The organism is Corynebacterium sp. (genome assembly GCF_030535495.1).
GTDB lineage: Bacteria > Actinomycetota > Actinomycetes > Mycobacteriales > Mycobacteriaceae > Corynebacterium.
In genome coordinates this window covers 1-24,199 of record NZ_JAUNRW010000027.1, presented here as the reverse complement: position 1 = coordinate 24,199, position 24,199 = coordinate 1, and the positions used below count along the sequence as shown (strand labels likewise).

Sequence of the window (24,199 nt, the reverse complement as noted above, 5' to 3'; positions counted from 1 at the left end):
GCCAGCCGACGCTACTTCCCGTCGAGGAGCCGGGACACGGAGTCCGGATCGGCGTCGGAGAGCATCTGCCGGCAACGGTCGTACTCGTTGTCCTCGCCGATGAGTGCCGCTGCGCGGGCGAGTGCCGCGATGGCGCGCAGGACGGGCTGGTTGGGCTCATGGGAGTAGGGAACCGGGCCCCAGCCCTTCCATCCGTTGGCGCGCAGCCGGTCGAGGGAACGGTGGTAGGCGGTACGTGCGCAGGCGTAGGCGGTGAGCTTGTCGTCGTCCGACGCCGCCGCCTGGAGGGCGGCCTCCGCGCGGGTGGCCCACACCAGCGGGCTGTCGGGGTGGGCGAAGGCGGTGTCGGCGGCGGCCGGGTCGGAATCACCGGCCGGGTCAGCCGGGAGGGTCACCGGAGGCGGCGCGAGCATGTCATTGAGTTTCATGTCTCCCAAGCCTAGCGGTAGTCTGATATCCGATCATCGGGCCGAAAAGAGGACTTGTGCGGGGCGTAGCGACGGAAGTGAACGCGGAGAAGACCGACGCGCTCCCCAGAAGCGTCTCCTACCGTTACGATCTGGACGGCCTGCGCGGCATCGCCATCGCCTTCGTCGTCCTTTTCCACATCTTCGTCGGACGGGTGTCCGGCGGCGTGGACGTCTTCCTGCTGCTGTCGGGATATTTCTTCCTCGGCTCCCAGCTGCGCTACGCCTCCCGGGATGATGCGGCGCCGAGTCCCTGGTGGCCGATCTGGCGCACCATAAGGCGCCTGTTCCCGGCCCTGGTGCTCGTGCTCGGCTCCACCGCGCTGGCCATCCGCTTGCTGACCCCGGAGCGCCAGCAGATGGATCTGGCGTGGCAGTTCCTCGCCAGCCTGGGTTACTTCCAGAACTGGGAGCTGGCCGCGCAGGCCGCCTCCTATGACGCGGCGTCCGCCCTGGTCAGCCCATTGCAGCACCTGTGGTCCATGGCGATTCAGGGACAGTTCTACCTCATGGCCATCGCCCTGGCGATGATCATCATCTGGGCCCGTCGGGCCGGACTGGACCTGCGCCGGGTGGTGACCCCGTTGCTCGTGCTGGTCACCGTGGCGTCCTTCGGGTACGCGATGTGGTCACAGCAGGTCGACCAGCAGTACAACTACTACTCCACGTGGTCCCGGATGTGGCAGCTCACCCTCGGCGGTCTGCTCGCCCTGCATGGCCGCAAGCTGCAGCTGCCGCCGTGGCTGCGCGCCGTGGTGACGTGGATCGGTCTGACGATGGTCCTGACGGCGGGTCTCATCTTCGACGGTGCCCTGCAGTTCCCGGGCCCGGCGGCGCTCTATCCGATCGGTGGTGCGGTGCTCATCATCCTCGGCGGCGGACACAGCCGACTGTCGACGGCGCTGGCGGGCCGCTCCATGCGGTGGCTGGGTGACATCGCCTACCCGTTGTATCTGTGGCACTGGCCGCTGCTCATCATCTCCACCGCGTACCTCAGCCAGGAGACGCCGAGCGTCCTGCTCGGTGTCGGGGTGGTCGCGGTCTCGTTGGTGCTGGCCGATCTCACCCACCGTTTCGTCGAACTGCCGTTGCGCCAGCATGCCAAGCGCCCGCTCGCGGGGGAGGACCGGGTCGCGGAGGCCCGGATCGGACTGCGGTACCGGATGGCGCCGCGCCTGCGGGCGGTCGGGGCCGTGGCCGTCGCCGCGGTGGTCGCCGTGCTGTTGACGGTTCCGTCGTCGTGGCAGGCGCGGATCGACACGTTCGGAGAAGAGCGTCTCGACGCCCGCCTCTACCCCGGGGCCCGCGCCCTGCTGGGGGAGCGGGTGCCGGTGGTCCCGGAGTACCAGCCGGACGCGTTCATGCTGCAGGAGCTGTATCCACCCGCGTGGGCCAACGGGTGCATGTCGGTGTTCGGGGATGACCCGTCCGTGCTTCCCGTGGACAACGGCGGGGAGGACCACTGTGTGTTCGGCGACCCCGCGGGTTCAACCGAGGTGTATCTCATCGGGGGCTCCCATGCCGAACAGTGGGTGACCCCCCTGGACATGCTCGGCCGGGAGCACGGATTCCGCGTGGTTCCCCTGGTGCGGCAGTCCTGCCCCGCCTTCGTGGTGGAACGCGACGGCGTCTTCTCCGAGGAATGCCAGATCTTCAACCAGCAGGTCGCCGAGCGGCTGGACGAGGTCCGCCCCGATCTGGTCATCTCCAACTCCACCCGCCCGCTGCTGGAACTCGCCCGCTTCATCGACGAGGTGCCGCGCAGCTACCTCACGTTGTGGGAGTTCCTCGAGGACCGCAACATCCCCTTCGTGGGGCTGCGGGACAACCCGTGGTTCCTCGAATCGGACGGCTCAGGTTTCATGGTCTCCTGGTGCGTGGCCGAGACTGGCGACGTCCACGGATGCGGCATGCTCCGGGAGGAGGCCTACGCGCCGGTGGATCCGTCGGCGGCCTATCTCAACGCCCGCCCGGACATGAAGGCGGTGGACACCGCCGACTGGTTCTGCCCCGGTGAGACCTGTCCCGGGGTCATCGGCAACGTCTACGTCTACCGCGACGGCAACCACTTCTCCAACGCCTTCGGTGAGACCCTCGCGCCGTTGCTGTGGCGTGAGATCGAGGAGTTTCTCTAGCGCCAGAACTGACTGGCGTCGAGCCCGAAGTCGTAGAGGGCGCGACGGACCACGGGCAGGCTCAGGCCGATGACCGACGACGGATCCCCCTCGATCCGGTCGATGAACCAGCCGCCCAGAGCCTCCAGGGTGAAGGCCCCGGCGCACTGCCAGGGCTCGCCCGAGGCGGCGTAGGCCTCGATGTCGACGTCGGAGGCCTGCGCGAAGTGGATGGTCGTGGTCGAGGTCTCGACGTGTTCCTGACCCCGGTGGATGAGGCAGTGGCCGGTGAGCAGCTGCGCGACCTTACCGGCCTGCTGGTGCCAGCGGCGCACGGTTTCTTCGGGGGTGTGAGGTTTGCCCTGGAGGTGGTCGTCGATAAGCAGCATGGAGTCGCCGCCGATGACGACATCGTCGGGGAACTGCGTGGCGACGGCACGGGCCTTGGCCCGAGCCAGGGCCGCGACAGCCTCGGCCGGGCTGCCCTCGTGGGCGGCCAGCAGGGCGTCCTCGTCCACATCCGCCGGGCAGATCACCGGATCGACCCCGGCGTTGTTAAGGATCATCCGGCGCGAGGGCGAGGATGAGGCGAGAACGATCCGCATCAGTAGAAGGTGACGTTGCGGAACGCGTTCGGGTTGTAGAGGGTGGTGCGCTGCAGGCGGTCCTCGGGACGGCCCCACATGTTGCGCTCGCCGGATTCTTCTGCCGGGCGCTTCTTGGCCAGGGCGGTGAGCACGGCGGTCAGGGCGGCGAGCTCGGTGGCGTCCGGGTTGCCCTTGAGTACGCGGAACAGCGGCTTGTCGGTGAGGGTGGTGGTCACGTGTCGCTCCTTAGAGGGGGATGTTTCCGTGCTTCTTCGGCGGGGTCTGGATGACCTTGCGGTCGAGCAGACGCAGACCCTCGATGAGCTGCGGACGGGTGGTGGACGGCTCGATGACCGCGTCGACCAGGCTGCGCTCAGCGGCCAGGTACGGGTTGATGTGGTTGTCGGCGTAGGCCTGCTCGTCGATCTTCCCGTCGAGTGCCTCCACGGCGGCCGGGGCCTCCGTGACGGCGATCTCTGCGGTCGGCCACGCGAAGACGAGGTCCGCGCCCAGATCCTTCGAGCCCATGAGCACGTAGGACGGGCCGACGGCCTTGCGGATGATGACGGTGATCTTGCCGACGCTGGCTTCGGCGTAGGCGTAAGCCAGCTTGGCACCCCGGCGCAGGACCCCGGAGTGCTCCTCCTCCTGGGAGGGGAGGAAACCGGGGGAGTCGACGAACTCGACGACCGGCAGGTTGAAGGCGTCACAGGTGCGGATGAAACGGGCGGCCTTTTCCGCGGCCGCCGCATCGAGGCAACCGGCCAGCACGCCGGGCTGGTTGGCCACCACGCCCACCGCGCGGCCTTCGACGCGGGCGAAGGCGGTGACGATGTTGGCGGCGTAGTCGGCCTGCAGTTCCAGGAGTTCGCCATTATCGACGACCCGACGCACCACATCGCGGACATCGTAGACGTGGGCGTCGGCGTCCGGAATAAAGGAATCGAGCTCCCGGTCGGTGTCGGTGATCTCCAGGGAGGTCTCGGTCTCCGGGCGCGGGGCCTCGGCGCGGTTGTTCGCCGGCAGGTGGGACACGACGTCCTGGACCAGGCCGATAGCGTCGAGATCCGTCGGCGCGCTCAGGTGGGCGGTGCCGGAGGTGGTGCCGTGCACGGTGGCCGACCCCAGGGAATCCGGGGTGGCCGCCTGGCCGGTGACCTTTTCCACGACGTCGGCCGCGGCCAGGTGCAGGGAGGCGTCCTCGACCATGACGACGACATCGGCGAAGACCGGGGCCAGGCCGTGCAGCCCGGCGGTGTGGCCGGCGACGACGGCGATCTGCGGGATGAGCCCCGAGGCCGTGGTGGTGCGCGCCAGGATCTTCGAGTACATCGACAGGGTGACGATGCCTTCGGCGACACGCGCCCCGGCGCCCTCGTGGATGCCGATGATCGGGACACCCGTCTTGATGGCCAGGTCATAGACCTTGATGATCTTCTCGCCGTAGACCTCACCCAACGAGCCGTCGAAGACGGTCGCATCCTGGGAGAACACGCACACCTTGCGGCCGTTGATGGTGCCGTAGCCGGTGACGACACCGTCGGTGAGCGGGCGCTGCGCGTCGAGCCCGAACTGGGTGGAACGGTGGCGCGCGAGGGCATCGGTCTCCACGAAGGAGGATTCGTCGAGCAGCGCCAGGACGCGCTCACGGGCCGTGGCGCGGCCGGAGGCGTGGGTGGCCTCGACAGCGTCGGTCCCCACCGGGGCCTCGGCCTCCGCCAGGCGGGCGCGCAGGTCGGCGAGCCTTCCGGCGGTGGTGGTGAGATCAGGGGAGGTGGTTGTCATGGTGTCCAAGTCTATGTCGGTCCCGTCATGGAACTGAAATGAGTCTAGTGCAGGAGCTGGAGTCGGTCGAGTGCGCGTTGAAGGCTCGGCACCTTCTTCGCGGCACCGACAATGTCCCAGTGATGGCGGGCGAAATCGTTGATCAGCGTTGTGAACTCCGGACCGGGGGAGACGTCTTCGCGCACGAACTGTTTCTGGAAGGCACGCGGTGAATGTTGGAGGCTCAATTGCAAAAGAAACCGCTTCGGATCTTCAACATCTTCGGGTGCGACGGGGAGCTTCGCCCGGGGGACACGAAAATACGCGGCGACCCCATCCGGGTCCCCGAGAAACCAGCCTTCGGACATTGTGTGCACGATTCGGAGCAGGAAGCTCTCGGGTGCAGGCTCGCTGAAGGAACTCAACAGTGAACGGCGAAGCTGTACAGGGCAGGCGCCGTCCGAGTCGCGCAGAACCAACCACGCTCGACCGTGCTCGTAGCGAGCAGCGCGGGCGTACTTGGCAATGTCCGGGTCCAAACGGGACTTGCCACGCTTCGCATAGCCCGCACCGACCTCGTGCCCTGACGCAATGATGAGAGCATGAGCTACGCCAAGATCTGAGGCACCTTCCACCACAGCGTTGATGACCATTGCTCTACCCCGCTAACGTCTGGGGCACGGTGGAAAGATCATTCGGGTCGATGAGGCCGGACACAATGTCGGCGCGGGGAAGTCCCACCGTGAGTTGAGGCTGCGCCTGACTGATCTCGGACAACAGGGCGCCCTCGGTTCCGTTATTGCCTACGGTGAGGACGAGAATCTCGGAGGGATGGACACCTTCGTCGTCCAGCAGGTCAGGAGAATGGGTGGACATGAACACCTGGAGGTCGTTTCCCCGCTGAGCGGAGGCGAGCATGGTCGGCAGGGACCTCACGATAGCCGCATTGAGGGACAGCTCGGGTTCCTCAAGCAGGAGGAGACCTCCGGACGTGCGGGAAGAAATCACTGCCCACAGCAGGCCAATGAGCCGAAGAGTGCCATCCGAGAACTCCGTTTCCCGCTGGAGCGCTGGGCTTTGACGCCAGTTTCGGTAACCGGCAACCAGGTGAGGTTGACCCGATTCATCGACCTCGAGAGTGAGTGATTCGAACTGCGGCACAGCAGATTGGAGAACCTGCTGAATCGTCGACAGCCACTTGGAGCGGGTTCTCGCCGATGTGGAATTGATGGAGCTGAGTAGACCACTGCCGTAAGGTTCATTGCTGTGAGCACCGGGGGACGTCTCGCGGATGGCCTGAGGCGAGAGGTGAAAGTAGCGGATCGATCTGAAGTGCTCCGCGATTCCGCGAAAGGACTTGTTGGTGAAAATCTGTTCCAGGTGAGTTTGCGTGAGCAGTTCAGGGTCCTGGCGATCGTTCTCGTCCGGCCGATGAAGGATGACCTCCCCGTTGCGGGTCACCTTCTCTGAATCAACCAGGGGTCGATGGTGCCCACGGGGTTCACTCTTCACCGACAGCTCGTAGTCCCAGGAAACGTCACCGTCGAGAAGCGATACCTTGATCCGCAACTTCCCCTCAGCATTGTTTCGGCTGAACAGACTTTTCACCTTGGACATCCCGCCTCGGCTATCCACTGCAGCAGCCAGGCCTCCGCCGTCGGCGGCGATGTCTCCCAAAAATCGGAACAGATCCAGGAAGTTGGACTTGCCGGAGGCGTTGGGGCCGACCACGATCAGTCGATCCTCGACCGGGAAATCAAGCGAACGAAAATTGCGCCAGTTGTCCGTGGACAGCGACGTGATTTTCAAGGTGACTCCTTCGGAACGAGACGGATGGACACGAAAAGCCCAGTTCCACCGCTAGTGTAGCCGGGGAACTGGGCTCCGAGCTTGCTTTCGTCAGCCGGTTTACAGCGGGATGTTGCCGTGCTTGCGGGCCGGACGGGAGACGTTCTTGTCCTTGTACAGACGCAGGTTACGGGCGATCATGCCGCGGGTCTCCGAGGGGAGGATGACGGCGTCGATGAGCCCGCGCTCGGCGGCCTTGTACGGGTTGAGCATGTGGTCCTCGTACTCGCGCTCGAAGGACTTGAACAGCTCGACCACGTCGAGACCCTTGGCCTCGGCCTCCTTGAGCTCCTTGCGGTAGATGAAGCCCACGGCACCGGCCGCGCCCATGACGGCGATCTGCGCGGTCGGCCACGCCAGGTTGACGTCGGCGCCCAGGCCCTTGGAACCCATGACGCAGTATGCACCGCCGTAGGCCTTACGCATGGTGACGGTGATCTTCGGGACGGTGGCCTCGCCGTAGGCGTAGAGCAGCTTTGCACCGCGGCGCAGGATGCCGCCGTACTCCTGGCCGGCGCCGGGCAGGAAGCCGGGGACGTCGACAAGCAGGACGATGGGGATGTTGAAGGCGTCGCAGGTGCGGATGAAGCGGGCGGCCTTCTCGGAGGAGTCGATGTCGAGGCAGCCGGCGTAGACGGAGGGCTGGTTGGCGACGAAACCGACGGACTGGCCCTCGATGCGGCCGAAGGCGATGACGACGTTTTCGGCGCGCTCGGCCTGGATCTCCAGGTACTCACCGTCGTCGGTGAGGCACTCGATGACCTCGCGGACGTCGTAGGGCTGGGTGGGGGAGTCCGGGATGATGCCGTCGAGCTTGAGATCGTCGGCGGTGAGGTTGTCACCGACGGAACCCTCGTCGGCGGTGAACTCCTCGTACGGGGCCACGGTGCGGTTGTTCGACGGCAGGAAGCCCACCAGGTCGTGGACCCAGTCGAGGGCCTCTTCGTCGGTCTTCGCGGTGAAGTGGGAGTTGCCGGCGGTGGACATGTGGGTGGAGGCGCCGCCCAGTTCCTCCTGGGTGATCTCCTCACCGGTGACGGTCTTGATGACGTCGGGGCCGGTGACGAACATCTTGGAGGTCTTGTCGACCATGACGACGAAGTCGGTCAGTGCCGGGGAGTAGGCGTTGCCGCCGGCGCAAGCGCCCATGATCACGGAGATCTGCGGCACGACGCCGGAGGCGTGGATGTTCTGGTAGAAGGTGCGGGCGATCTGGTCCAGGGAGACTGCGCCGTCCTGGATGCGGGCGCCGGCGCCCTCGTAAAGGCCGATGAGCGGACGGCCGGTGGTGACGGCAAGATCCATGATCTTGATCATCTTCTCGCCGTACACCTCACCGAGGGCGCCACCGAAGACGGTGCCGTCCTGGGAGAAGATGCATACCTCACGGCCGTCGATGGTGCCCCAGCCGGTGACGATGCCGTCGGTGGTCGGGCGCTTCTTGCCCATGCCGAAATCATTGGTGCGGTGCTTGGCCAGCATGTCGGTCTCGACGAAGGAGCCCTCGTCGAGGAGGTAGTCGAGTCGCTCACGCGCGGTGAGGCGCTCCTGGGAGTGCACGCGCTCGACGGCCTTCTCACCCATCGGGTAGGTGGCCTCGGCACGGCGACGCTTCAGGTCGGCGATCTTGCCGGCGGTGGTGGTGACGTCGGTCAGCTCGGACAGATCCGTCAAAGGTGAGGAAATGGTCATGTTTGGGGAGTGTAGACCTCTTTTGCGTTGGTTTCCACAACGAAAGCGGTGTGATGCGCGTCACTTAAGAGGTTTGTGCAGGTGACAGTTGTTTTTTCGGCAAAACTTCGGCGTGTCGGAAGTGACGCGTGTGACGCGGGATAGGGTGGGCAGCGTGACTTCCCTCGCCTCCCGCCTGCCTCAGTACGCCGCTGTCCGCCGGGTGGACTCCACCGGATCCACCAACGCCGACCTGCTCGCTGACACCACCGCCCCCGCCTACACCGCCCTCGTGGCCGGTGAGCAGTCCGCCGGGCGCGGTCGGCTGGGACGCCCCTGGGCCTCCCCGCCCGGCACGCAGTCCATCATGTCCGTGCTGCTGCGGCCGAGTTCCGCGGAACTGGATCGCCTGGGCACCATCCCGCTGGCTGCGGGCCTGGCGGTGCTCGATGCCGTGCGGGTGGTCTCCGGGGCGGCGGAGGGGCCGGAACTGAAGTGGCCCAACGACGTCCTGTGGGAGGGGCGCAAGCTGTGCGGCATCCTCGCCGAGGCCGCCGGATTCCCCGAGGACCCACGCGTGGTCGTCGGCCTGGGCGTCAACGTCTCACTGACCCGGGAGCAGCTGCCCGTGCCCCACGCCACCTCCCTGGCGCTGGAGGGCGTGTCCGTGAGTGCAGAAGAGATGACGGTGGAGGTGCTCGCGGCTCTGCACCGGCGACTGCAGCAGTGGTCGCGCGGCGACCGCAGCCTCATGGATGACTACCGCGCGGAGTGCATCACCATCGGCAAGGCCGTGCGGGTCGAGACCGCCACGGGAGATCTTCTCGGCGAGGTCACCGACGTTGCCCCCGATGGGCGCATCGACCTGCTCACGCGGGACAGTGAGCGCCATCTCATCGCCGCCGGCGACGTCACCCACCTGCGGCGCACAGATACCTCCTACTAGGCGGCCCCGGGTAGGATCCCCAGCCATGGGATTGTTCCGACCGGTTCAGGGAGAAGTGGTGCGCGCCGACCTGACGTCGCCGCTGCACTCGTTGACCTTCCCCGCCCTGGAACTGATCCTGGTCACCGGCCTGAGCTGGATGCTCATCGGGTGGCTCGACCAGCCGGGGTCGATGGTGGATCCGCAACTGCGCAATGCCGTGGTGGTGTTCTGGCTGGTGCTGGCCTTCTGGCGTTTTTTCTGGCCACTGCTGAAGTCCCGGCGCCGCCGCTTCGTGGTCACGGATCAGCGCCTGGTGGTCCGCGCCGGGGAGTTCCGCGCCCGCACCGACTCCATTCCCTTCCGGGACATCCGTTCCGTGTCGCGCCGCCGCAATGGGATTTACCTGGCCATCGTGGGGTACGAGCGGCCGCTGTATTTCCCTGACGTGCCGCGCGCGAAAAAGGTGACGGCCATGATCGAGGAATCCCTGCCCCCGGCGCCGGTACGATACTGGTAGTTCCGGCATGGACGGCCCGCTGACTATAGTTGAGGCCGTGACTGAACCCGCAGGTAACCAGAACGCCCACGTCCCCGGCATGCCGGTCGTCACCGTCATCGGTGACGGTCAGCTGGCCCGCATGATGCAGACCGAGGCGATCGAGCTCGGCCAGTCGATCCGTCTGCTGGCCGGGGCTCCGGACTCCTCGGCCGCCCAGGTGGCGGCGGACGTCGTGATCGGCGACTACACCGACCTGGACGATCTGCGCCTGGCGGCTCACGGAGCCAGCGCCGTGACGTTCGACCATGAGCACGTCCCCACCGAGCACCTGCATCAGCTGATGTCCGAGGGCGTCAATGTCCAGCCGGGACCCGATGCCCTGGTCAACGCCCAGGACAAGCTGGTCATGCGCAAGAAACTGCGCGAGATCGGTGCGCCCGTCCCCCCGTTCGCCGCCATTGAATCCGTCGAGGACGCCCGCGGCTTCTCCGCCGCCGTCGACGGCGCCGTCTGCCTCAAGGCCCGCCGCGGCGGCTACGACGGCCACGGCGTGTGGTTCCCGCGGCCGGAGGAGCTCGACTCACTCACCCAGGAGCTTCTCGACGCCGGCACCCCCCTCATGGCGGAAAAGAAGGTGGCGCTGGTCCGTGAACTGTCCGCCATGGTCGCCCGCCGGCCCGCCGGTGAGGTCGTGCCGTGGCCGGTCGTGGAATCGGTGCAGACGAACGGTATCTGCACCGAGGCCGTTGCCCCCGCCCCGGACCTGTCCCCGGAGCTGGCGGAACGCGCCCAGCGCCTGGCCGTCACCGTGGCCGAGGAACTCGGCGTCACCGGCGCCCTCGCCGTGGAGCTCTTCGAGTACCTCGACGAGAACGGCCAGCCCACCATCGCCGTCAACGAGCTGGCCATGCGCCCGCACAACACCGGCCACTGGACCCAGGACGGGTGTGTGACCAGCCAGTTCGAGCAGCACCTGCGCGCCGTCCTCGACTGGCCGCTCGGCTCGGTGCGGCAGACCGCCCCGGTCACCGTCATGGCCAACGTCCTCGGCGGGGACACGGATCCCGAGACTCCCATGGCGCAGCGCATGCTGGACGTCCATGCGCGTTTCCCGGAGGTCAAGATCCACATGTACGGCAAGACCTACCGAGCCGGGCGCAAGATCGGCCACGTGAACCTGGCGGGTGAGGATCTCGAGCGGGTGCGTCGCGAAGCGCGCCTGGCCGCCGACTACCTCGTCAACGCCCGCTGGGCTGACGGCTTCATCGCTTAGAAGGAGTACCAAACTCGAGCACGGGAGATGAGGAGCTGACGAGCCTTGGGCAGGCTCGAAAGGTCAGCTGCAGCGTGCACTGCAATTCTGCTAGACAGTATGCCGTCGTAACGGGTGTGTGGCCTGCTCTAGGATGACGTCTTCGGTAGGTTGCCTGGATCGTCCCCCCGACGACGCGATGTCTGGGGAGTGCTGCGCACAACGAACTCACATGGCTGGGTATACAGATTTGCAGTCCCGGGATCAACGGGCTCGCTGTTACGACACCTCTCGGAGTCTCGCTGCGATACGCTCCGGCGTGGTGTCGTTGATCCACACCCCCATTCCCGACTCTGAACCAGCCAGGTACTTCATTCGGTGTGGTGCCCTCATGAGGCTGAATAGGTTCAGGTGGAACCGCATCTCGTGAGATGCCACGTTCGCAGGTGTTTGGTTCCACGCGGCAATGTATGGAGTTTTATCCACTCCAGGGTAGAACTGATCCACCCGCTGAAGGAGATCGAGGTACAGGACCGCCAGTTCGTCCTTCTCTTCGTTGCTGAGGTCGGTGAAATCCCGAACCTTTCTATGCGGGATGATCATCACCTCAAGTGGCCACTTGGCGGCTGGCGGAACGAGGGTTGTGAAGTGAGTTCCCCGGGTCACGATGCGCACCTCCAACTCATGTTCCGCCCTGAGAAGGTCGTCAAACAGGTCTCGGCCGTGCCATGCGAAATACCCTCGGCACTGTTCAATCATTGATTCCAATTGCGGTGGAATGAACGGGTAGCTGTAAATCTGCCCGTGGGGGTGCTGCAGAGTTACCCCGATTTCCACACCCCGGTTTTCGAAAGGATAGACGGACTCCACACCGTCGATCTTGCTCAGTGCTTCAGTACGATGTGCCCACACCTCAATGACCGTTCGCACTCGGTGGGGAGTCAAATCGCGAAAACTCTTCGTGGCGTCGGAAGTGAAGCAGACGACCTCACACCGTGCCTGCGCGGGGAGTCGGGGTACGGCTGGTGCCGAAGTGGGAAGGTTTAACGTGGAGTCGTCCAGGGCGGCATTCAGTGAGAATGAGGGGAAGCGATTCTCGAAAACTGCGATGTCGTAATCGTCAGCCGGGATCTCTGTCGGAAGTTGCCCGGGGACAGTGGGCGCCAGAGGGTTCTCGTTAGCCGGTGGCATGAATGTTCGCTGCATCCGGTGAGCTGCATAAACAACCCATTTGCCGGACAGGGGATCTTTCCGCATTTCGGAAAAGTTCGAGGTTGCGGAAAGTTGGCGATCATCTTTGAGTTTTCGAAGGGCGCCGCCGGTGAGGTAGGGCTCTGTGTCGTCGAAGTAGAGCAATTCTCGACCGTCTGCAAGATAAGTGGTGGTGACTTTGTAGGGGTGTGACTGCATGAGGCATCGGGTCCTGGGAAGAGGAGGGGAGCTGCGTGCTTTCTCCAACTCTAAGGAATCCTGGCACTTTAGGCAACCGTTCCCATTCTGGCCGCATGCGGGCCGACGGGGGTTTGCTGCAGGGATTTGCGGGGGACGGGTGGGATCACGGGTTAGGTTCGGTGTTTGTTGTGAGAATCGGATCGATAGGGTTAGTGTTGGCAAGATGTAGAGGGAACGATTTTCTTTCAATGCTTCCCGCCTGACCAGAGGTTGCCGCCGTTGGGCGGGTTAAAGTGGGAAAACACAGTCCCTCTGGCCAAAGCAACACTTGGAGTACCGTATGTCCTCGGAAAAGTCCCGACCAGCGGGCCGCAGGGTCACGATTATCGACGTTGCGGATGCTGCGGGAGTATCGAAGTCAACTGTTTCCAGAGTTCTGTCCGGCAAGGGGCATTACTCCGAAGACACGAAAATCAAAATCCGGCGGGCTGCCAAGGAAGTCGGTTATACGGCCAATACTGCGGCGCGCTACCTTCGAGCGGATAACTCACATATCATCGGGCTCCTTTTACGAGATGCCCATAATCCGGTATACGGGACTCTGCACCGCACTTTGCAACAAGAGGCTTACCAGTCGAACCAGCAACTGATGTCCATGACGGTGGTTTCTCCGGATGCCCGGAGGCGAGAGCTTGAGGTGATACGGGATTTCGTCGGGCTCAGGGTTGGCGCCATCATGGTGGCCAGCGGAACGATTCCCAGCGAGGAACTCGTTGAGATCACTGAGGGAACTCCGACACTGGTGATCGGTCGCCCGGAGGTCAAGCCGGAGCTTCATAACCTCGCCTTTGACGAACTGTTGCACGGACAGATGATTGCCGACCGTGTTCACAGTTTGGGCTACCAAAAGGCCGTAGTTGTGACTCTCAGCCGGGACTATTCTCATGGAGGTGCCGCGCGGACGCTCGCCTGTGCCGATCAACTACGACGTCATGGGGTCGAAGTCGTGGAATGGCCGGTGGAGTACACGTTGCTTTCCGACGAAGACCTGAACGGAATTCTCAGCTTGTCCGGGCATAAAGCTCTGGTCGTTCCTTTCGACAGAGTCGCGATAGACGTGATGAGAAGACTTAGGGATCGGGGGATCAGAGTACCCGAGGATCTCGGGTTGGCATCGTGGGACGGCATGAGTGAAGGCATCGATCTCATTGGTCTGACAACTGTCAGGTTGCCAGTTGAAGAAGTTGCGCGGCGTGCGATGGAGGTCATTCAGGACATCATGAAAGAAGAGCCCGCCCGGGCTATCAGAGAGCTCTTCTGTGGAACGCTGCTGCCCGGGCGGACGCTTGTCAAGCAGTAGAGTTAAGTGCTTTCGCGCGCAGCGGTGTCAATGGGAACGAGCCAAGAGTCCTCCGGAAGGAAACCGACAAACACCTCCTCACCGACATGGTGGAGCTTGGCATTACCGGATACTCGGACGTGCAGGAGACCCCATGGGGTGTCTACCTCATAGCGAATGTGATCACCGAAGAATTGCGCTGCAGAGATCGTCCCAGGGGTTTCTACAATGTGCTCTGAGTCCGAAGGACTGGTAGTCACCTTGAAGTCCTCTGGGCGTAGCACCAACGAAGCTCTAGCTTCGTTGGTCGACATTCCGGGTGATCCGACGGCGCTGAATGAGATCCCCTCCAGCCGAACACGGGCTGAACGGTCATTGTCTCCTTCGCTCGAGCAGACGTCGTCGACGTTGACATCCACAATGTTGGCAGTGCCAATAAAGTCTGCAACGAATGCCGAAACAGGTTGCCGATAGATTTCGATCGGGGTTCCCACCTGCTCCACCGCACCAGCCGACATGACGACGATGCGGTCGGACATGCTCATCGCCTCCTCCTGGTCGTGCGTCACGAAGATCGAGGTAATCCCAAGTTCTTGCTGCAAGCGGCGAATCTCGGTACGCATTTTTCCGCGCAGCTTGGCGTCGAGGTTGGAGAGAGGCTCGTCAAACAGTAGGACTTGGGGACGCATGACTACTGCCCTTGCCAGTGCGACACGCTGCTGCTGGCCTCCGGAAAGCTCGTGTGGCGCGCGTTCCGCGTACTGAAGAATATTCATGGAATCCATGGCGGAATTGACTGCTTCGTCGACTTCAGGAGCCTTCATTCCCTTGAGCTTCAGCCCGAACGCGACGTTGTCCCGCACGCTGAGATGAGGGAATAGGGCATAAGACTGAAAGACCATCGACATGGGCCGTTTGTGGGGAGCGACGTCATTGATGCGCTCACCATCGAGCAGGATGTCGCCCTGGGTGATGTCCTCAAATCCCGCCACCATGCGAAGGGTGGTTGTCTTACCACAACCCGATGGGCCGAGAAATGTGACGAACTCCCCGGGATCGATGTTCAAATTGAAGTCACGAACTGCGGTAACAGGTCCATCTGCAGAAGGATACTGTTTGACTACATTGCGCAAAACCAAGGAAGCGGGAGTGAAGTTCTTAGAGTTGTTCAAGGTGAGGCCCTCCTAGTCAGTGCGCAGGTTGCTGTTGCGGTTGATGTACCGGGTGATGATCTCCGTGATGCCCAAAATGATGAGGACAATCACGATTAGCAGGGTGCAGTAGGCGAATGCGTTGCCGAACCTGCCGGCATCGACTTCATCGAGAATCTGAGCCGTCATGACCTTTGTCTGGGGGGTCACGATGAAGATGATTGCAGTGATCACGGTCATCGACCTGGTGATGGCGTACGTAAGCGCCGTGATGATCGAGGGGACAACCAAGGGAAGGGTGACTTTTCGCATCGACGTCACCGGGTCAGCTCCCAAGGATGTGGCGGCTTCCTCTAATGCAGGGTTGATTTGTCGAAGGGCGGCAATGGTGGATTGTTGCCCCGCGGGAATTCCGCGAGCTACATACACCATGATGATCGCGATTGCACCGCCGCCGATTGCGGTGCCTGCAGCGAGAGGCGGTAGGACCTGGTATCCGAAGAGCCATGTCGGGCTAGAGAAGGCAAGAGCGAATCCGAGGCCGAGCACAGTGCCGGGGATAGCCATGCCCAACATTCCAATAAAGTCCAGGACACCGGCGAATCGTCGAATTCGACGTACAACGAGCCATGCAATGAGGACACCGAGAAGCGCGGCGATGGGTGCAGCGATCAATGTCATCCAGGTAGTCGTAACGATCGCCTCTGATCCAAGTCGATACACAAACCGGTAATGATCGAAAGTGAGCCTGTTATTCACACCGAGGATCTGAGTCAATCCCCCAATAACGATGGTCAGGTAAATCAAAGCGATCATGAGCGCCCAGAAGAGCGCGAACAAAAGGATCGGGTATTTCAGCCACGGATTAGTCAGCGGCCGAGGTTTCCCTGCCGGTTTACCGGTTACGGAGATAACAGACTTCCGAGACACCCAATATCGTTGGACGAGGAAGACAAGAATTGAAGGCAGGAGGAGAACTATGGCGATACCGGCCGCTCGGGCAATGTCGCCGTCACCTGCTACCGCAAAGTAGATCTGACTTGCCAGCACCTGAAAGTCTCCACCGAGGACCAATGGGTTGGCGAGATCAGCGATTGATTCTACGAACAGCAGCAGGAACGATGCGGCAAACCCGGGCAAAAGCATGGGGAGAATGACCCTAGACATCGTCTTCAGCGGATTGGCGCCCAGGGAGGAAGCTGCCTCCTCCAGAGACGGGTCAAGGTTCCTGATCATTCCGACGAAGTTCATGTATGCCACAGGGGTGAAGCTCATCGCGAGGACAAGAACCAAACCGGGCAGTCCGTAGATGTCAACCTCCAGCCCAAACAGGTTGTATGTGATGATCCCTCGCCTGCCGAACAATGTGATGACCGCTGTAGCAACTGCGAACGGTGGTGAAATCAGAGGCAAGAGAGCGAGCAGGTGCATTGCTTTCTTGCCGGCGAAGTCGAGTCGAACCTGGGCAAGCGCCAGGGAAAAACCGAAGATCGTTCCGACTATTCCCACCAGCGTGCCAAGCAGCATCGTGTTCAAGAGCGCCTGGAAATGTGTACTCCCGGGCGAAACGGCCTGGATGAGAGCTTCTAGGCCGCGCCCAGAAGTGCCTTGGAAAAAGATCTGGGTGACTGGTAAACCGATGATGAAAAAGAGAACGGTAAGGATGACCGCAGTGAGGATCCAGACCACGGGGTCACCCGAAAAGCGACGGGTTCTAGATCCCGATTGCGGTGGCGGTGCTGCAGGTACGGACGGGACTCCTGCCGGTGTGCCGGGGGTTGTCATCAAACTCATGTTTAGCTCCTAGCAGAAGTCCCGGTGGTACGAGACTGACCGTGTTGGAGGAAGCTGACTACTCGGCAGCTTCCTCGCTGGAAGCAATGCGGGACTCGAACAAGCCGTTCAGATCGGCCTTTCGGGCTGCGGCATCAGCCACGTCCCAGTCGACCTTGTTGACCTTGTTCTGGTCCGGAATGCCCTCCCCAAGTACGGCGTCAGGGTGGGTTGGTGCGGCGTAGGTGGGAACCTCGGGGTACAGGTTCTGAGCTTCCGCACTAACAATCCAGTCGAAGTACCGTTGGGCTTCCTCTGTGTTCGGGGCTCCCTTGAGCAGAGACACTGCGCCGACCTCGTAGCCGGTGCCCTCCTCTGGATAGGTGTACTCCAAGTTGGAGAATCCCTCTTCCTGTGCCATGACACAGTCCGAATCTAGTGCGATACCAACCGCGGCCTCACCGCGGCCAGCCATCTGGGTACCGGTTGCTGCAGACTTGGAGTATTGCACCACATTGTTATCGAGGTTGGACAGGTACTCGAGGACCTTTGCGTCATCACCGCCATACAGCTGGTGGAGGGTGTAAATGATCATGTACCCGACACCGGCAGTGGCAGGGTGAGGCATGGAGATCTGGCCGGCGAATTCAGGCTTCAAGAGATCGTCCCACGAGGTGGGGGCGTCCACCCCGAGCCGATCGAGTTCGTCCTGGTTGGAACAGAATCCGATGGAATCGGTGTAGAAGCCAGTCCAGAGCCCCTCTTCGTCGTTGTACTCCGCAGGGAGCGCCGCGGCGTTGTCGGAAATGTACGGCTCGATGTTGCCGTCTTCATGGGCTACAAGGTGGTTTTCAGCCTGACCTCCGGACCAGACGTCGAACTCGCCCTGATTTGTCTTGAGCCGGGCGATGACCTCGCCAGCTCCCAGCCGGACGTAGGTAGTCTCGATACCGGTTTCGTCCTCGAACGCCTGCGACATCTTCTGGCAGAAGATCTCCTGCTGTGAGCAGGCAATGTTCAGAGTGCCGGTGCCGGACGCTGCTGACGCGCCGTTGTTGGAACCGTTGTTCGTGGCAGAATCTTCGGGGGCTCCACAAGAAGTGAGAACCAATGCTGTTGCGGCGACAGCTGCCGCCGATCCGAATGAGAACTTCATCATGTACAACCTTCAAGTAAGGGCATGTAACTACCGGGTGGATCGACGGACGCCGATCAGTGACGTCCATGGAGAACGTCTCGGGCAAACGGTTTCATGCTCATGTGAACAGAGGGTTAAATTACCGGCAACTTCTAGTTTCCACTTTCTAATTGCGGCCACTGAACTGGAAAAACGCGCCAGAAAATCGATTGCTCAGTTCACTGGCGAACCCCCGCTTTGGGGGAGGGTTGGGGCCGACCTGGACCGGGCCGAAGGCCTGCCGGCATGCCGCGTAAATTCTGGACCAGGTCGTAGAACGCGAGTTTGTGCAGTTCTGGAGGTGTGGGGAGGGGATTTGGGCGAGCTTCACTTTGGGGCGGGCCGGGCATCGTCGGCGGCTAGCGGTTGCTGGGAAGTAAGAACTGTGGGAACGTTTGCCTTGCACTGTGTAGTAGCCCCCCGTTCCCGGCATGAATTCCCATTCTCTGGAGGAAGTATGTCCACTTATCGCCCCAGCAGAATTGCAGCAAGCGCTGCGATTCTCACCCTGATCAGTTCTTTGGCCATTCCATCACCAGCGTTTCCTCAACCCGTTGACGACGAAGATGGGGGTGTGGTCAGTGCGCCGGATACTCCGCGCGGTGACCTTGCACCCCGGGGGGAGTGGCCGACCGTGTCGTACCAGCAGCACTCGGCCTCGACAACGTACGGCGAGGTGGCTTCCAAGTTCTCCCGGACAGGTGAAGAAGCCCCGTTGTTGTTTGCCGCTCACCGTGGTGATACTCGTTCGTTTCCGTCCAACACTATTCCGGCGATTGAACATGCCATCTCGAAGGGTGTGGACATAGTGGAGGTGGACACTCAGATTACTGCTGACGGCCATGTGGTACTCAACCACGATGAAACGGTGGCCCGCACGACAACGGGCGGCGATGATCGCGTGGATGCGATGACGTTGGAGCAGTTTCTCCAGTTGAACGCCAGGGAGGGATTTGGCGACAAGGGCACTACACCGGACTCCGGAGTTTCAGTTGCGACCTTCGACCAAGCCCTCGATGTTGTCGAAGGGCGCGCAATGATCAACATGGATAAGGGGTGGCCTATCCGGGAAGAGATCTACGCGCATCTCGAGCAGCGGGGCATGGTCGACTACGGACTGTTTAAGGGCACAGACCTAGATGAGGCTGAAGCATTTCTCCAGGCGCATCCTGATGCAAAGTACGTGCATATTATTGAGACGAAAACTGGGTTCGATAATTCTGCAGATGCGCAGGCGATTCTCGACCGCAATATTCCCGTGGCAGCAGTGGAGCTTGTGTTCTGGGAGCATAGTGCTCCGTTTGTGCAGCCGGAAATGATAAGTGCATTCAAGGAACAGGGAATCCGAGTGTGGATGAACTCGTTTAATGCGAACTATTCCGGTGGAGGAACGATCAATAAGAACGGGTTGACCGAGGAAGGTCTCATGACCGGACTCGGCAGTTTCCCGGAACTGGTGGCCAAGGGCGCCGATATTATCCAGACTGACAACGTTGAGCTTGCCACCTACTGGCGGGATCGGCACGAGGCCGAAGATGTCGGGGCCTCCTACCTCCGTCAACCTGCTGGTGGGTCTCACCGAGTTGAGGCCGAGAGCTTTCTTCCTGGGGAAAACGGTGTCGACTACTATAATGCGCCCGGTGGCGGGGCCTGCAGCGGTGACGATCGGCTGCCTGGCGCCATCGAAGACCAACAGTGCACATGGGATGGCATTGAGGGGCTGCGCTATCTTCGGGCGGGTGACTGGTACGAATGGTCAGTTGATCTGCCGGAAGCCGGTGAATACCTGGTGTCTCTCAGGGCCGCGCCGATTCGAGCCGGCTCCGTAAGGATTGCTTTTGGGGATCAGGAATACGGTGATCCGATTCCTTTGTCTCCGGCAACGTCAGAGCATCGGCTGATGGAGATGTTCCCAGTTGGTTATCGCCTTCTTGACGCTGGAGAGCATAGGTTCCGAATTGAGTTCGGGCCTGAATCGAGCTACCAGGCGGCTGACTTTATTCAGTTTGACCTTGTATCTGAAGGACAGGACACTGATCCTGGGGAATCGGATCCCACGTCGAGTGTGAGTTCGGGAATGTCGAGCGGTTCCTCCCTTTAGTTATTCGTCGAACCTCCGGTGAGTCGGAAAGTACGGATGGGTTCCCACAGGAACCATCCGTTCTTTCTGTCTTGGGTGACACCAACCAGATGGAATTCCTCTACCGGCAACGACGAGTTGTGCGACGTCCCTATAGCAGCCTCTAGCGCTTGTGCTGTTCGTGAACGGGATCCGTCTGAAATTGTGTAGGCGAGGCTGACGTGCCCGTGCGGGGGAGCAGCTGGAATGGTCCGCGTGCTTGATACGGATGAGATCACGTTTCGGCAGGCTCCCAGAAGTTCATCGAACGCGCCGGATTTCGGATCATCAACGGTAACGGCAAACTCACCAACCTGCGGAGGGGTGAAGGTGAGGGAAAACGGGGCAGACGCGGCAGCTACTCCTCGCAACCGCGAATCGACTTCGGCGTACCATTCATCGTCAACATCGTCGGTGTGCTCGGTGAGCTGGTGCACAGTTGCGTGGAGGGCCCTGGGGGGTTGGACGCCAAGCCAAGGCAGTGGGGTCAACGCGGAGAGGGCTGCTGAAACTTGCGGATTCGCGCTGAGGGGTGATGCATCAATGTAGATGTGCAGGCGAGGGCTCGTGGAGGGCCACTCGGTCGTCGGATGGCCAAAGAACCTTCTCATGTGACGAAGTGTAGTCTCAAGCGACGCTGAAATCAGGAAGTAAGCAACCGGTTGCCCAATGGTTAGCGCGCTGATGGGCCGAAAATGTGAACGGAGTCTGGTGTAGATTCAGGTCCTTATCGACGAGCGAAATAGGACGCGAAAGGACCGCCGCCGATTGGCTGACACCGTCGAGGTCGGCAACTCTGACACAATCAGGCTGGTAGCCACACTCGAAAAGGAGAAAACATGTCCCCACTCGTCGGCATCATCATGGGCTCGGATTCGGACTGGCCCACCGTCGCCCCCGCCGCGGAGGCGCTCGCCGAGTTCGGCGTGCCCTTCGAGGTGGGTGTCCTGTCCGCGCACCGCACCCCGGAACGCATGCTCAAGTATGCACAGTCCGCCCACGAGCGTGGCCTGAAGGCCATCATCGCCTGCGCCGGCGGCGCCGCCCACCTGCCGGGCATGGTCGCCGCGGCCACCCCGCTGCCGGTCATCGGCGTGCCGCGTGCCCTGGCCGATCTCGACGGCATGGATTCCCTGCTGTCCATCGTGCAGATGCCCGCGGGCGTCCCGGTGGCCACCGTCTCCATCGGCGGCGCGAAGAACGCCGGCCTGCTGGCGGTGCGGATCCTCGGTGCCGGGGACCCGGTCCTGACCGAGAAGATGGCCGACTACCAGAAGCAGATGGCCGCCGAGGTGGAGGCCAAGGACGAGCGCCTGCGGAAGAAGCTGCTCGAGGGTTAGTCCCACCGCTCGTTGCCGTGCCCCCTGCCTCACAGGTATGCAGGGGGCATGACTACTTTTGCAGTGGAGAACCCCAGCACCGGGCAGACCGAGGAGTCGTTCACCCGCATCGACGACTCTGACCGGGACGCCATCCTCGACCGCGCCTCGAAGGCACAGAAGGAGTGGCGCACCACCAGCATCGAGGAGCGCGCGCAGATTCTGCGGCGCACCGCGGAGATCTACCGCGAACGCACGGACGAGCTGGCGGCGATCATCGGCCGCGAGATGGGCAAGCTACGCCGTCAGGCGGTGGGGGAGCTGGGTACGGTCGCCGACATCTACGAGTGGTACGCCGACCACGCCCACGAAGTGCTGGCCGACCGGGAGCTACCCGCAGACGGATCCCTGCGGACCTTCGTGCGCCGGGATCCCCTCGGCACGGTCCTGGGCATCATGCCGTGGAACTACCCCTACTACCAGGTGGCCCGCTGGGCCGCTCCGAACCTTCTGGTGGGCAACGCGCTGGTGCTCAAGCACGCCTCGCTGTGCCCGCTGTCCTCGCAGGCCTGCCAGGACATTCTTGTCGACGCCGGCCTGCCGGACGGCGTGTTCCAGAACATCTACGCCTCCGGATCGCAAATGGATGCCTTCGTGGCGGATAAGCGCGTGGCTGCCGTGTCGCTGACCGGCTCGGAGGACGCCGGGTCCGCCGTGGCGAAGACTGCCGGCGAGCACCACAAGAAATCCCTGCTGGAGCTCGGCGGCAACGACCCCTTCCTCGTCCTCGACGACCACAACCTGGACCAGGTGTTGCGCCGCTACGTCGGGGCGCGCATGTCGAATGCCGGCCAGTCCTGCACCGCGCCGAAGCGGCTCATCGTCCTCGACGAGTTCTATGAGCGCGCACTGGAGTACCTCACCGACAAGATCGGCGGCCTCAGGGTCGGGCCGTGGGACGAGGAAGAGGCGAAGGTGGGACCGCTGTCGTCGATAAGCGCCCGCGACGAGATCGTCGAACGCATCGCGGACGCGGAGGCCAACGGTGCCGCAAAGGTCGTCGTCGGCGGCCGCGCCATCGACCGGGACGGTGCGTACATGGAGCCTGCGCTGCTTATCGACGTCGACCCCACCGCCGACATCGGCCGCAACGAGATCTTCGGCCCCGTCGCCCTGCTGTACCGCGCGGGTGATGTGGAGGAGGCGGTGGCCATCGCCAACGACACCGACTACGGGCTCGGCAGCTACGTCTACTCCGCTGACCTGGACCTCGCGCGGGATGTCGCCTCCCGGATGCAGGCCGGCATGACCTGGATCAACGCGGCCGGAGGTGGCGCACCGGGCCAGCCCTTCGGCGGCATCGGTCGTTCCGGGTACGGACGTGAGCTGGGCCAGTGGGGCGTGGACGAATTCGCCAACGAGCACCTCTACGAGGTGAACGAGGCACCCTAGTTCGAGGGCCTGGATGGCAGTCCGACACATAGGATTGAGGGGGTCATCCATTCCGCGCTTCCGCGGAGCGTTTCCTCTAGGAGCCTGATGCCCCTTCTCGTCCTCGGCGCCCGCACGCTGCACGGGTACCCGAGCCGGATTCTCGTCGACCGGCTGCGCGCGGCCGCCGCTCTTATCGACGCCTCCGCAGACCCCGTCCAGGTCGTCGTCTCCGGCGACGGCGAGGCTGCCGCCATGGCGCGGTGGCTGGTGGAACACGGCGTCGATCCCGAGCTGGTGGTGCAGGAACCGTACGCCCGCTCCACCAACGAGAACCTCGAGCTGGCCCATGCTCTCATCCCCGGTGTGGAGCGCTGGACGGTGGTCACCTCCGATTTCCACGTCCCGCGCACGCGGCTGTGGGCCTGGCACCTGGGCATCCCCGTGCGCGTGGTGGGAGCCAGGACGCAGCGTCGCGACCTGCTGGTCGCGGCGCTGCGGGAGTGTCTGGCCCTGCCTCACTCGGCCCTGCGGATCGGGTGGCGGAGGCTACTGGCTAGAGCGTCACGTTCCAGCTGACGGGCATGTCGAAAAGTCCGCCCTCGTAGTTGACCTTGTACTCTCCCGGGTCCGCACCGTCGAAGCAGACGGTTCCGTCGGTGGTGCCGCCGGGGTTGAGCTCGGCATACTCCAGGGTATTCACGTCCAAGCCGTGGATTGCGGGATCGGCGACGACTCCGTTGGGCTTTTCCAGCTCGAAGTCGTAGGGGGCGAAGGACTTCTGCTTGTCGCTGTTGTTGGTCAGGGAGGTGTCGACGCAGACGTAGGTGTTACCGAAGAAGTCGGTGGCGAAACGGGCGCTGTTCACGGTCACCTGCATGCCACCGAGCTCGGTGGTCTCACCGATCTGCAGGTCGGTCGGCTGCTCCGCGGGGGCGTCTGCCTCTGCCTCCGCCTCCACCGCAACCGGATCGGCCACCCCGACAGCCTCAACCGTGTCAGTCGTGGTGTCGTCTGAGTCACCACCGGAGGCAGCGCCGAAGACGACGAGAGCACCGACGATGCCGACGATCCACGGCCACTTCTTCTTTTTCTTCGGCTGCTCGACCGGCGCGACCTGGAAGGGCTGCCCTTGGGGGAACTGGTTCTGGTCGAAACTGTGTGGGGTGCTCATGTCCTGAAGGCTCCTTGCGGCTGGGGCCACCCGAATTGGTGACGCTTCAGAAGCTATCGGTGGCCCCGGACATGAGGCCTATACCTGTGGTGCATGTGTTCGATCTGCGGCATAAACTGCACGGGTTCGTGGGGAAGGGGAAGCCCCTCTGCAAGAGATTACGTCTAGTCAGAACGCGAACAGGCGTTGTGCAG

General features: G+C 62.7%; 22 protein-coding genes. 9 read left to right on the top strand and 13 right to left on the bottom strand.

Translation table 11 applies throughout. The annotated features are described in order from the left end of the window. Positions 1 to 11: 11 nt before the first annotated feature. On the bottom strand, positions 12 to 428 hold the full coding sequence (locus Q4F73_RS05355) for a DUF3151 domain-containing protein (RefSeq protein ID WP_303358324.1): 417 nt from the start codon (positions 426 to 428) through the stop codon (positions 12 to 14). A gap of 77 nt (positions 429 to 505) precedes the next feature. Between Q4F73_RS05355 and Q4F73_RS05350 the strand changes: the two genes are divergently transcribed. Continuing rightward, positions 506 to 2,602, top strand: coding sequence for an acyltransferase family protein (locus Q4F73_RS05350; protein ID WP_303358323.1), 2,097 nt, complete (start codon positions 506 to 508; stop codon positions 2,600 to 2,602). Here Q4F73_RS05350 and Q4F73_RS05345 read toward each other — a convergent pair. The 6 genes from Q4F73_RS05345 to Q4F73_RS05320 all read right to left on the bottom strand — a co-directional run bounded on the left by Q4F73_RS05345 (position 2,599) and on the right by Q4F73_RS05320 (position 8,472). Beyond that, positions 2,599 to 3,186 (bottom strand): nucleoside triphosphate pyrophosphatase, encoded by a 588-nt coding sequence (locus Q4F73_RS05345; protein WP_303358322.1) that lies wholly within the window; start codon positions 3,184 to 3,186, stop codon positions 2,599 to 2,601. The two genes, Q4F73_RS05350 and Q4F73_RS05345, sit on opposite strands and share 4 nt — an antisense overlap. After that, a complete protein-coding gene (locus Q4F73_RS05340) occupies positions 3,186 to 3,404 on the bottom strand; it encodes an acyl-CoA carboxylase subunit epsilon (RefSeq protein ID WP_303358321.1) in 219 nt (72 codons plus the stop codon). Before Q4F73_RS05340 ends, Q4F73_RS05345 begins: the two co-directional genes overlap by 1 nt. A gap of 10 nt (positions 3,405 to 3,414) precedes the next feature. Then, the gene (locus tag Q4F73_RS05335; protein WP_303358320.1) at positions 3,415 to 4,953 is read right to left on the bottom strand and encodes an acyl-CoA carboxylase subunit beta; all 1,539 of its coding nucleotides are present in this window, start codon (positions 4,951 to 4,953) and stop codon (positions 3,415 to 3,417) included. 44 nt (positions 4,954 to 4,997) lie between these two features. Then, positions 4,998 to 5,585 (bottom strand): hypothetical protein, encoded by a 588-nt coding sequence (locus Q4F73_RS05330; protein ID WP_303358319.1) that lies wholly within the window; start codon positions 5,583 to 5,585, stop codon positions 4,998 to 5,000. Positions 5,586 to 5,589: 4 nt separating this feature from the next. After that, entirely contained in the window at positions 5,590 to 6,741 is a 1,152-nt protein-coding gene (locus Q4F73_RS05325) for an AAA family ATPase (protein WP_303358318.1), read from the bottom strand. A gap of 99 nt (positions 6,742 to 6,840) precedes the next feature. Next, positions 6,841 to 8,472 carry an acyl-CoA carboxylase subunit beta gene (locus tag Q4F73_RS05320; RefSeq protein WP_303358317.1) on the bottom strand — a complete coding sequence of 544 codons (1,632 nt, stop codon included), beginning with the start codon at positions 8,470 to 8,472 and terminating at the stop codon, positions 6,841 to 6,843. Between the two features lie 154 nt (positions 8,473 to 8,626). Here Q4F73_RS05320 and Q4F73_RS05315 point away from each other — a divergent pair, with 154 nt between their 5' ends. The 3 genes from Q4F73_RS05315 to Q4F73_RS05305 are packed head-to-tail and all read left to right on the top strand — an operon-like array spanning position 8,627 to position 11,151. Beyond that, complete coding sequence (locus tag Q4F73_RS05315) at positions 8,627 to 9,397, top strand: biotin--[acetyl-CoA-carboxylase] ligase (RefSeq protein WP_303358316.1); 771 nt, start codon at positions 8,627 to 8,629, stop codon at positions 9,395 to 9,397. Positions 9,398 to 9,422: 25 nt separating this feature from the next. Continuing rightward, positions 9,423 to 9,896, top strand: coding sequence for a PH domain-containing protein (locus tag Q4F73_RS05310; protein ID WP_303358315.1), 474 nt, complete (start codon positions 9,423 to 9,425; stop codon positions 9,894 to 9,896). A gap of 37 nt (positions 9,897 to 9,933) precedes the next feature. Continuing rightward, positions 9,934 to 11,151: a 5-(carboxyamino)imidazole ribonucleotide synthase gene (locus tag Q4F73_RS05305; RefSeq protein WP_303358314.1), complete on the top strand. Its 1,218-nt coding sequence runs from the start codon at positions 9,934 to 9,936 to the stop codon at positions 11,149 to 11,151. A 258-nt stretch (positions 11,152 to 11,409) separates the two neighbouring features. Here the strand turns inward: Q4F73_RS05305 and galT are convergent, their stop codons facing one another. Then, on the bottom strand, positions 11,410 to 12,540 hold the full coding sequence (gene galT, locus Q4F73_RS05300) for a galactose-1-phosphate uridylyltransferase (protein ID WP_303358313.1): 1,131 nt from the start codon (positions 12,538 to 12,540) through the stop codon (positions 11,410 to 11,412). A gap of 322 nt (positions 12,541 to 12,862) precedes the next feature. Here galT and Q4F73_RS05295 point away from each other — a divergent pair, with 322 nt between their 5' ends. Continuing rightward, the gene (locus tag Q4F73_RS05295) at positions 12,863 to 13,882 is read left to right on the top strand and encodes a LacI family DNA-binding transcriptional regulator (RefSeq protein ID WP_303358312.1); all 1,020 of its coding nucleotides are present in this window, start codon (positions 12,863 to 12,865) and stop codon (positions 13,880 to 13,882) included. A gap of 2 nt (positions 13,883 to 13,884) precedes the next feature. Here Q4F73_RS05295 and Q4F73_RS05290 read toward each other — a convergent pair whose 3' ends face one another. From Q4F73_RS05290 to Q4F73_RS05280, 3 genes are all read right to left on the bottom strand, one after another. Then, on the bottom strand, positions 13,885 to 15,033 hold the full coding sequence (locus Q4F73_RS05290) for an ABC transporter ATP-binding protein (protein WP_303358311.1): 1,149 nt from the start codon (positions 15,031 to 15,033) through the stop codon (positions 13,885 to 13,887). 12 nt (positions 15,034 to 15,045) lie between these two features. Beyond that, positions 15,046 to 16,701: an iron ABC transporter permease gene (locus tag Q4F73_RS05285; RefSeq protein ID WP_303358310.1), complete on the bottom strand. Its 1,656-nt coding sequence runs from the start codon at positions 16,699 to 16,701 to the stop codon at positions 15,046 to 15,048. Positions 16,702 to 16,864: 163 nt separating this feature from the next. Further along, positions 16,865 to 17,944, bottom strand: a complete 1,080-nt coding sequence (locus tag Q4F73_RS05280; protein WP_303358309.1) for an ABC transporter substrate-binding protein — start codon at positions 17,942 to 17,944, stop codon at positions 16,865 to 16,867. A 475-nt stretch (positions 17,945 to 18,419) separates the two neighbouring features. On the opposite strand from Q4F73_RS05280, the gene Q4F73_RS05275 reads away from it, so the two are divergent. Further along, the gene (locus Q4F73_RS05275) at positions 18,420 to 20,063 is read left to right on the top strand and encodes a glycerophosphodiester phosphodiesterase family protein (RefSeq protein WP_303358308.1); all 1,644 of its coding nucleotides are present in this window, start codon (positions 18,420 to 18,422) and stop codon (positions 20,061 to 20,063) included. On the opposite strand, the gene Q4F73_RS05270 is transcribed toward Q4F73_RS05275, so the two are convergent. After that, the gene (locus tag Q4F73_RS05270; RefSeq protein ID WP_303358307.1) at positions 20,060 to 20,692 is read right to left on the bottom strand and encodes a 2'-5' RNA ligase family protein; all 633 of its coding nucleotides are present in this window, start codon (positions 20,690 to 20,692) and stop codon (positions 20,060 to 20,062) included. The two genes, Q4F73_RS05275 and Q4F73_RS05270, sit on opposite strands and share 4 nt — an antisense overlap. Before the next feature lie 228 nt (positions 20,693 to 20,920). Between Q4F73_RS05270 and purE the strand changes: the two genes are divergently transcribed. From purE to Q4F73_RS05255, 3 genes are all read left to right on the top strand, one after another. Next, positions 20,921 to 21,421, top strand: a complete 501-nt coding sequence (gene purE / locus Q4F73_RS05265) for a 5-(carboxyamino)imidazole ribonucleotide mutase (protein ID WP_303358306.1) — start codon at positions 20,921 to 20,923, stop codon at positions 21,419 to 21,421. A 48-nt stretch (positions 21,422 to 21,469) separates the two neighbouring features. After that, a complete protein-coding gene (locus Q4F73_RS05260) occupies positions 21,470 to 22,852 on the top strand; it encodes an NAD-dependent succinate-semialdehyde dehydrogenase (RefSeq protein ID WP_303358305.1) in 1,383 nt (460 codons plus the stop codon). An 84-nt stretch (positions 22,853 to 22,936) separates the two neighbouring features. After that, entirely contained in the window at positions 22,937 to 23,410 is a 474-nt protein-coding gene (locus tag Q4F73_RS05255) for a YdcF family protein (RefSeq protein ID WP_303358325.1), read from the top strand. Here the strand turns inward: Q4F73_RS05255 and Q4F73_RS05250 are convergent. Then, complete coding sequence (locus Q4F73_RS05250) at positions 23,388 to 24,005, bottom strand: DUF4352 domain-containing protein (RefSeq protein WP_303358304.1); 618 nt, start codon at positions 24,003 to 24,005, stop codon at positions 23,388 to 23,390. The genes Q4F73_RS05255 and Q4F73_RS05250 overlap by 23 nt on opposite strands. Positions 24,006 to 24,199: the final 194 nt, after the last annotated feature.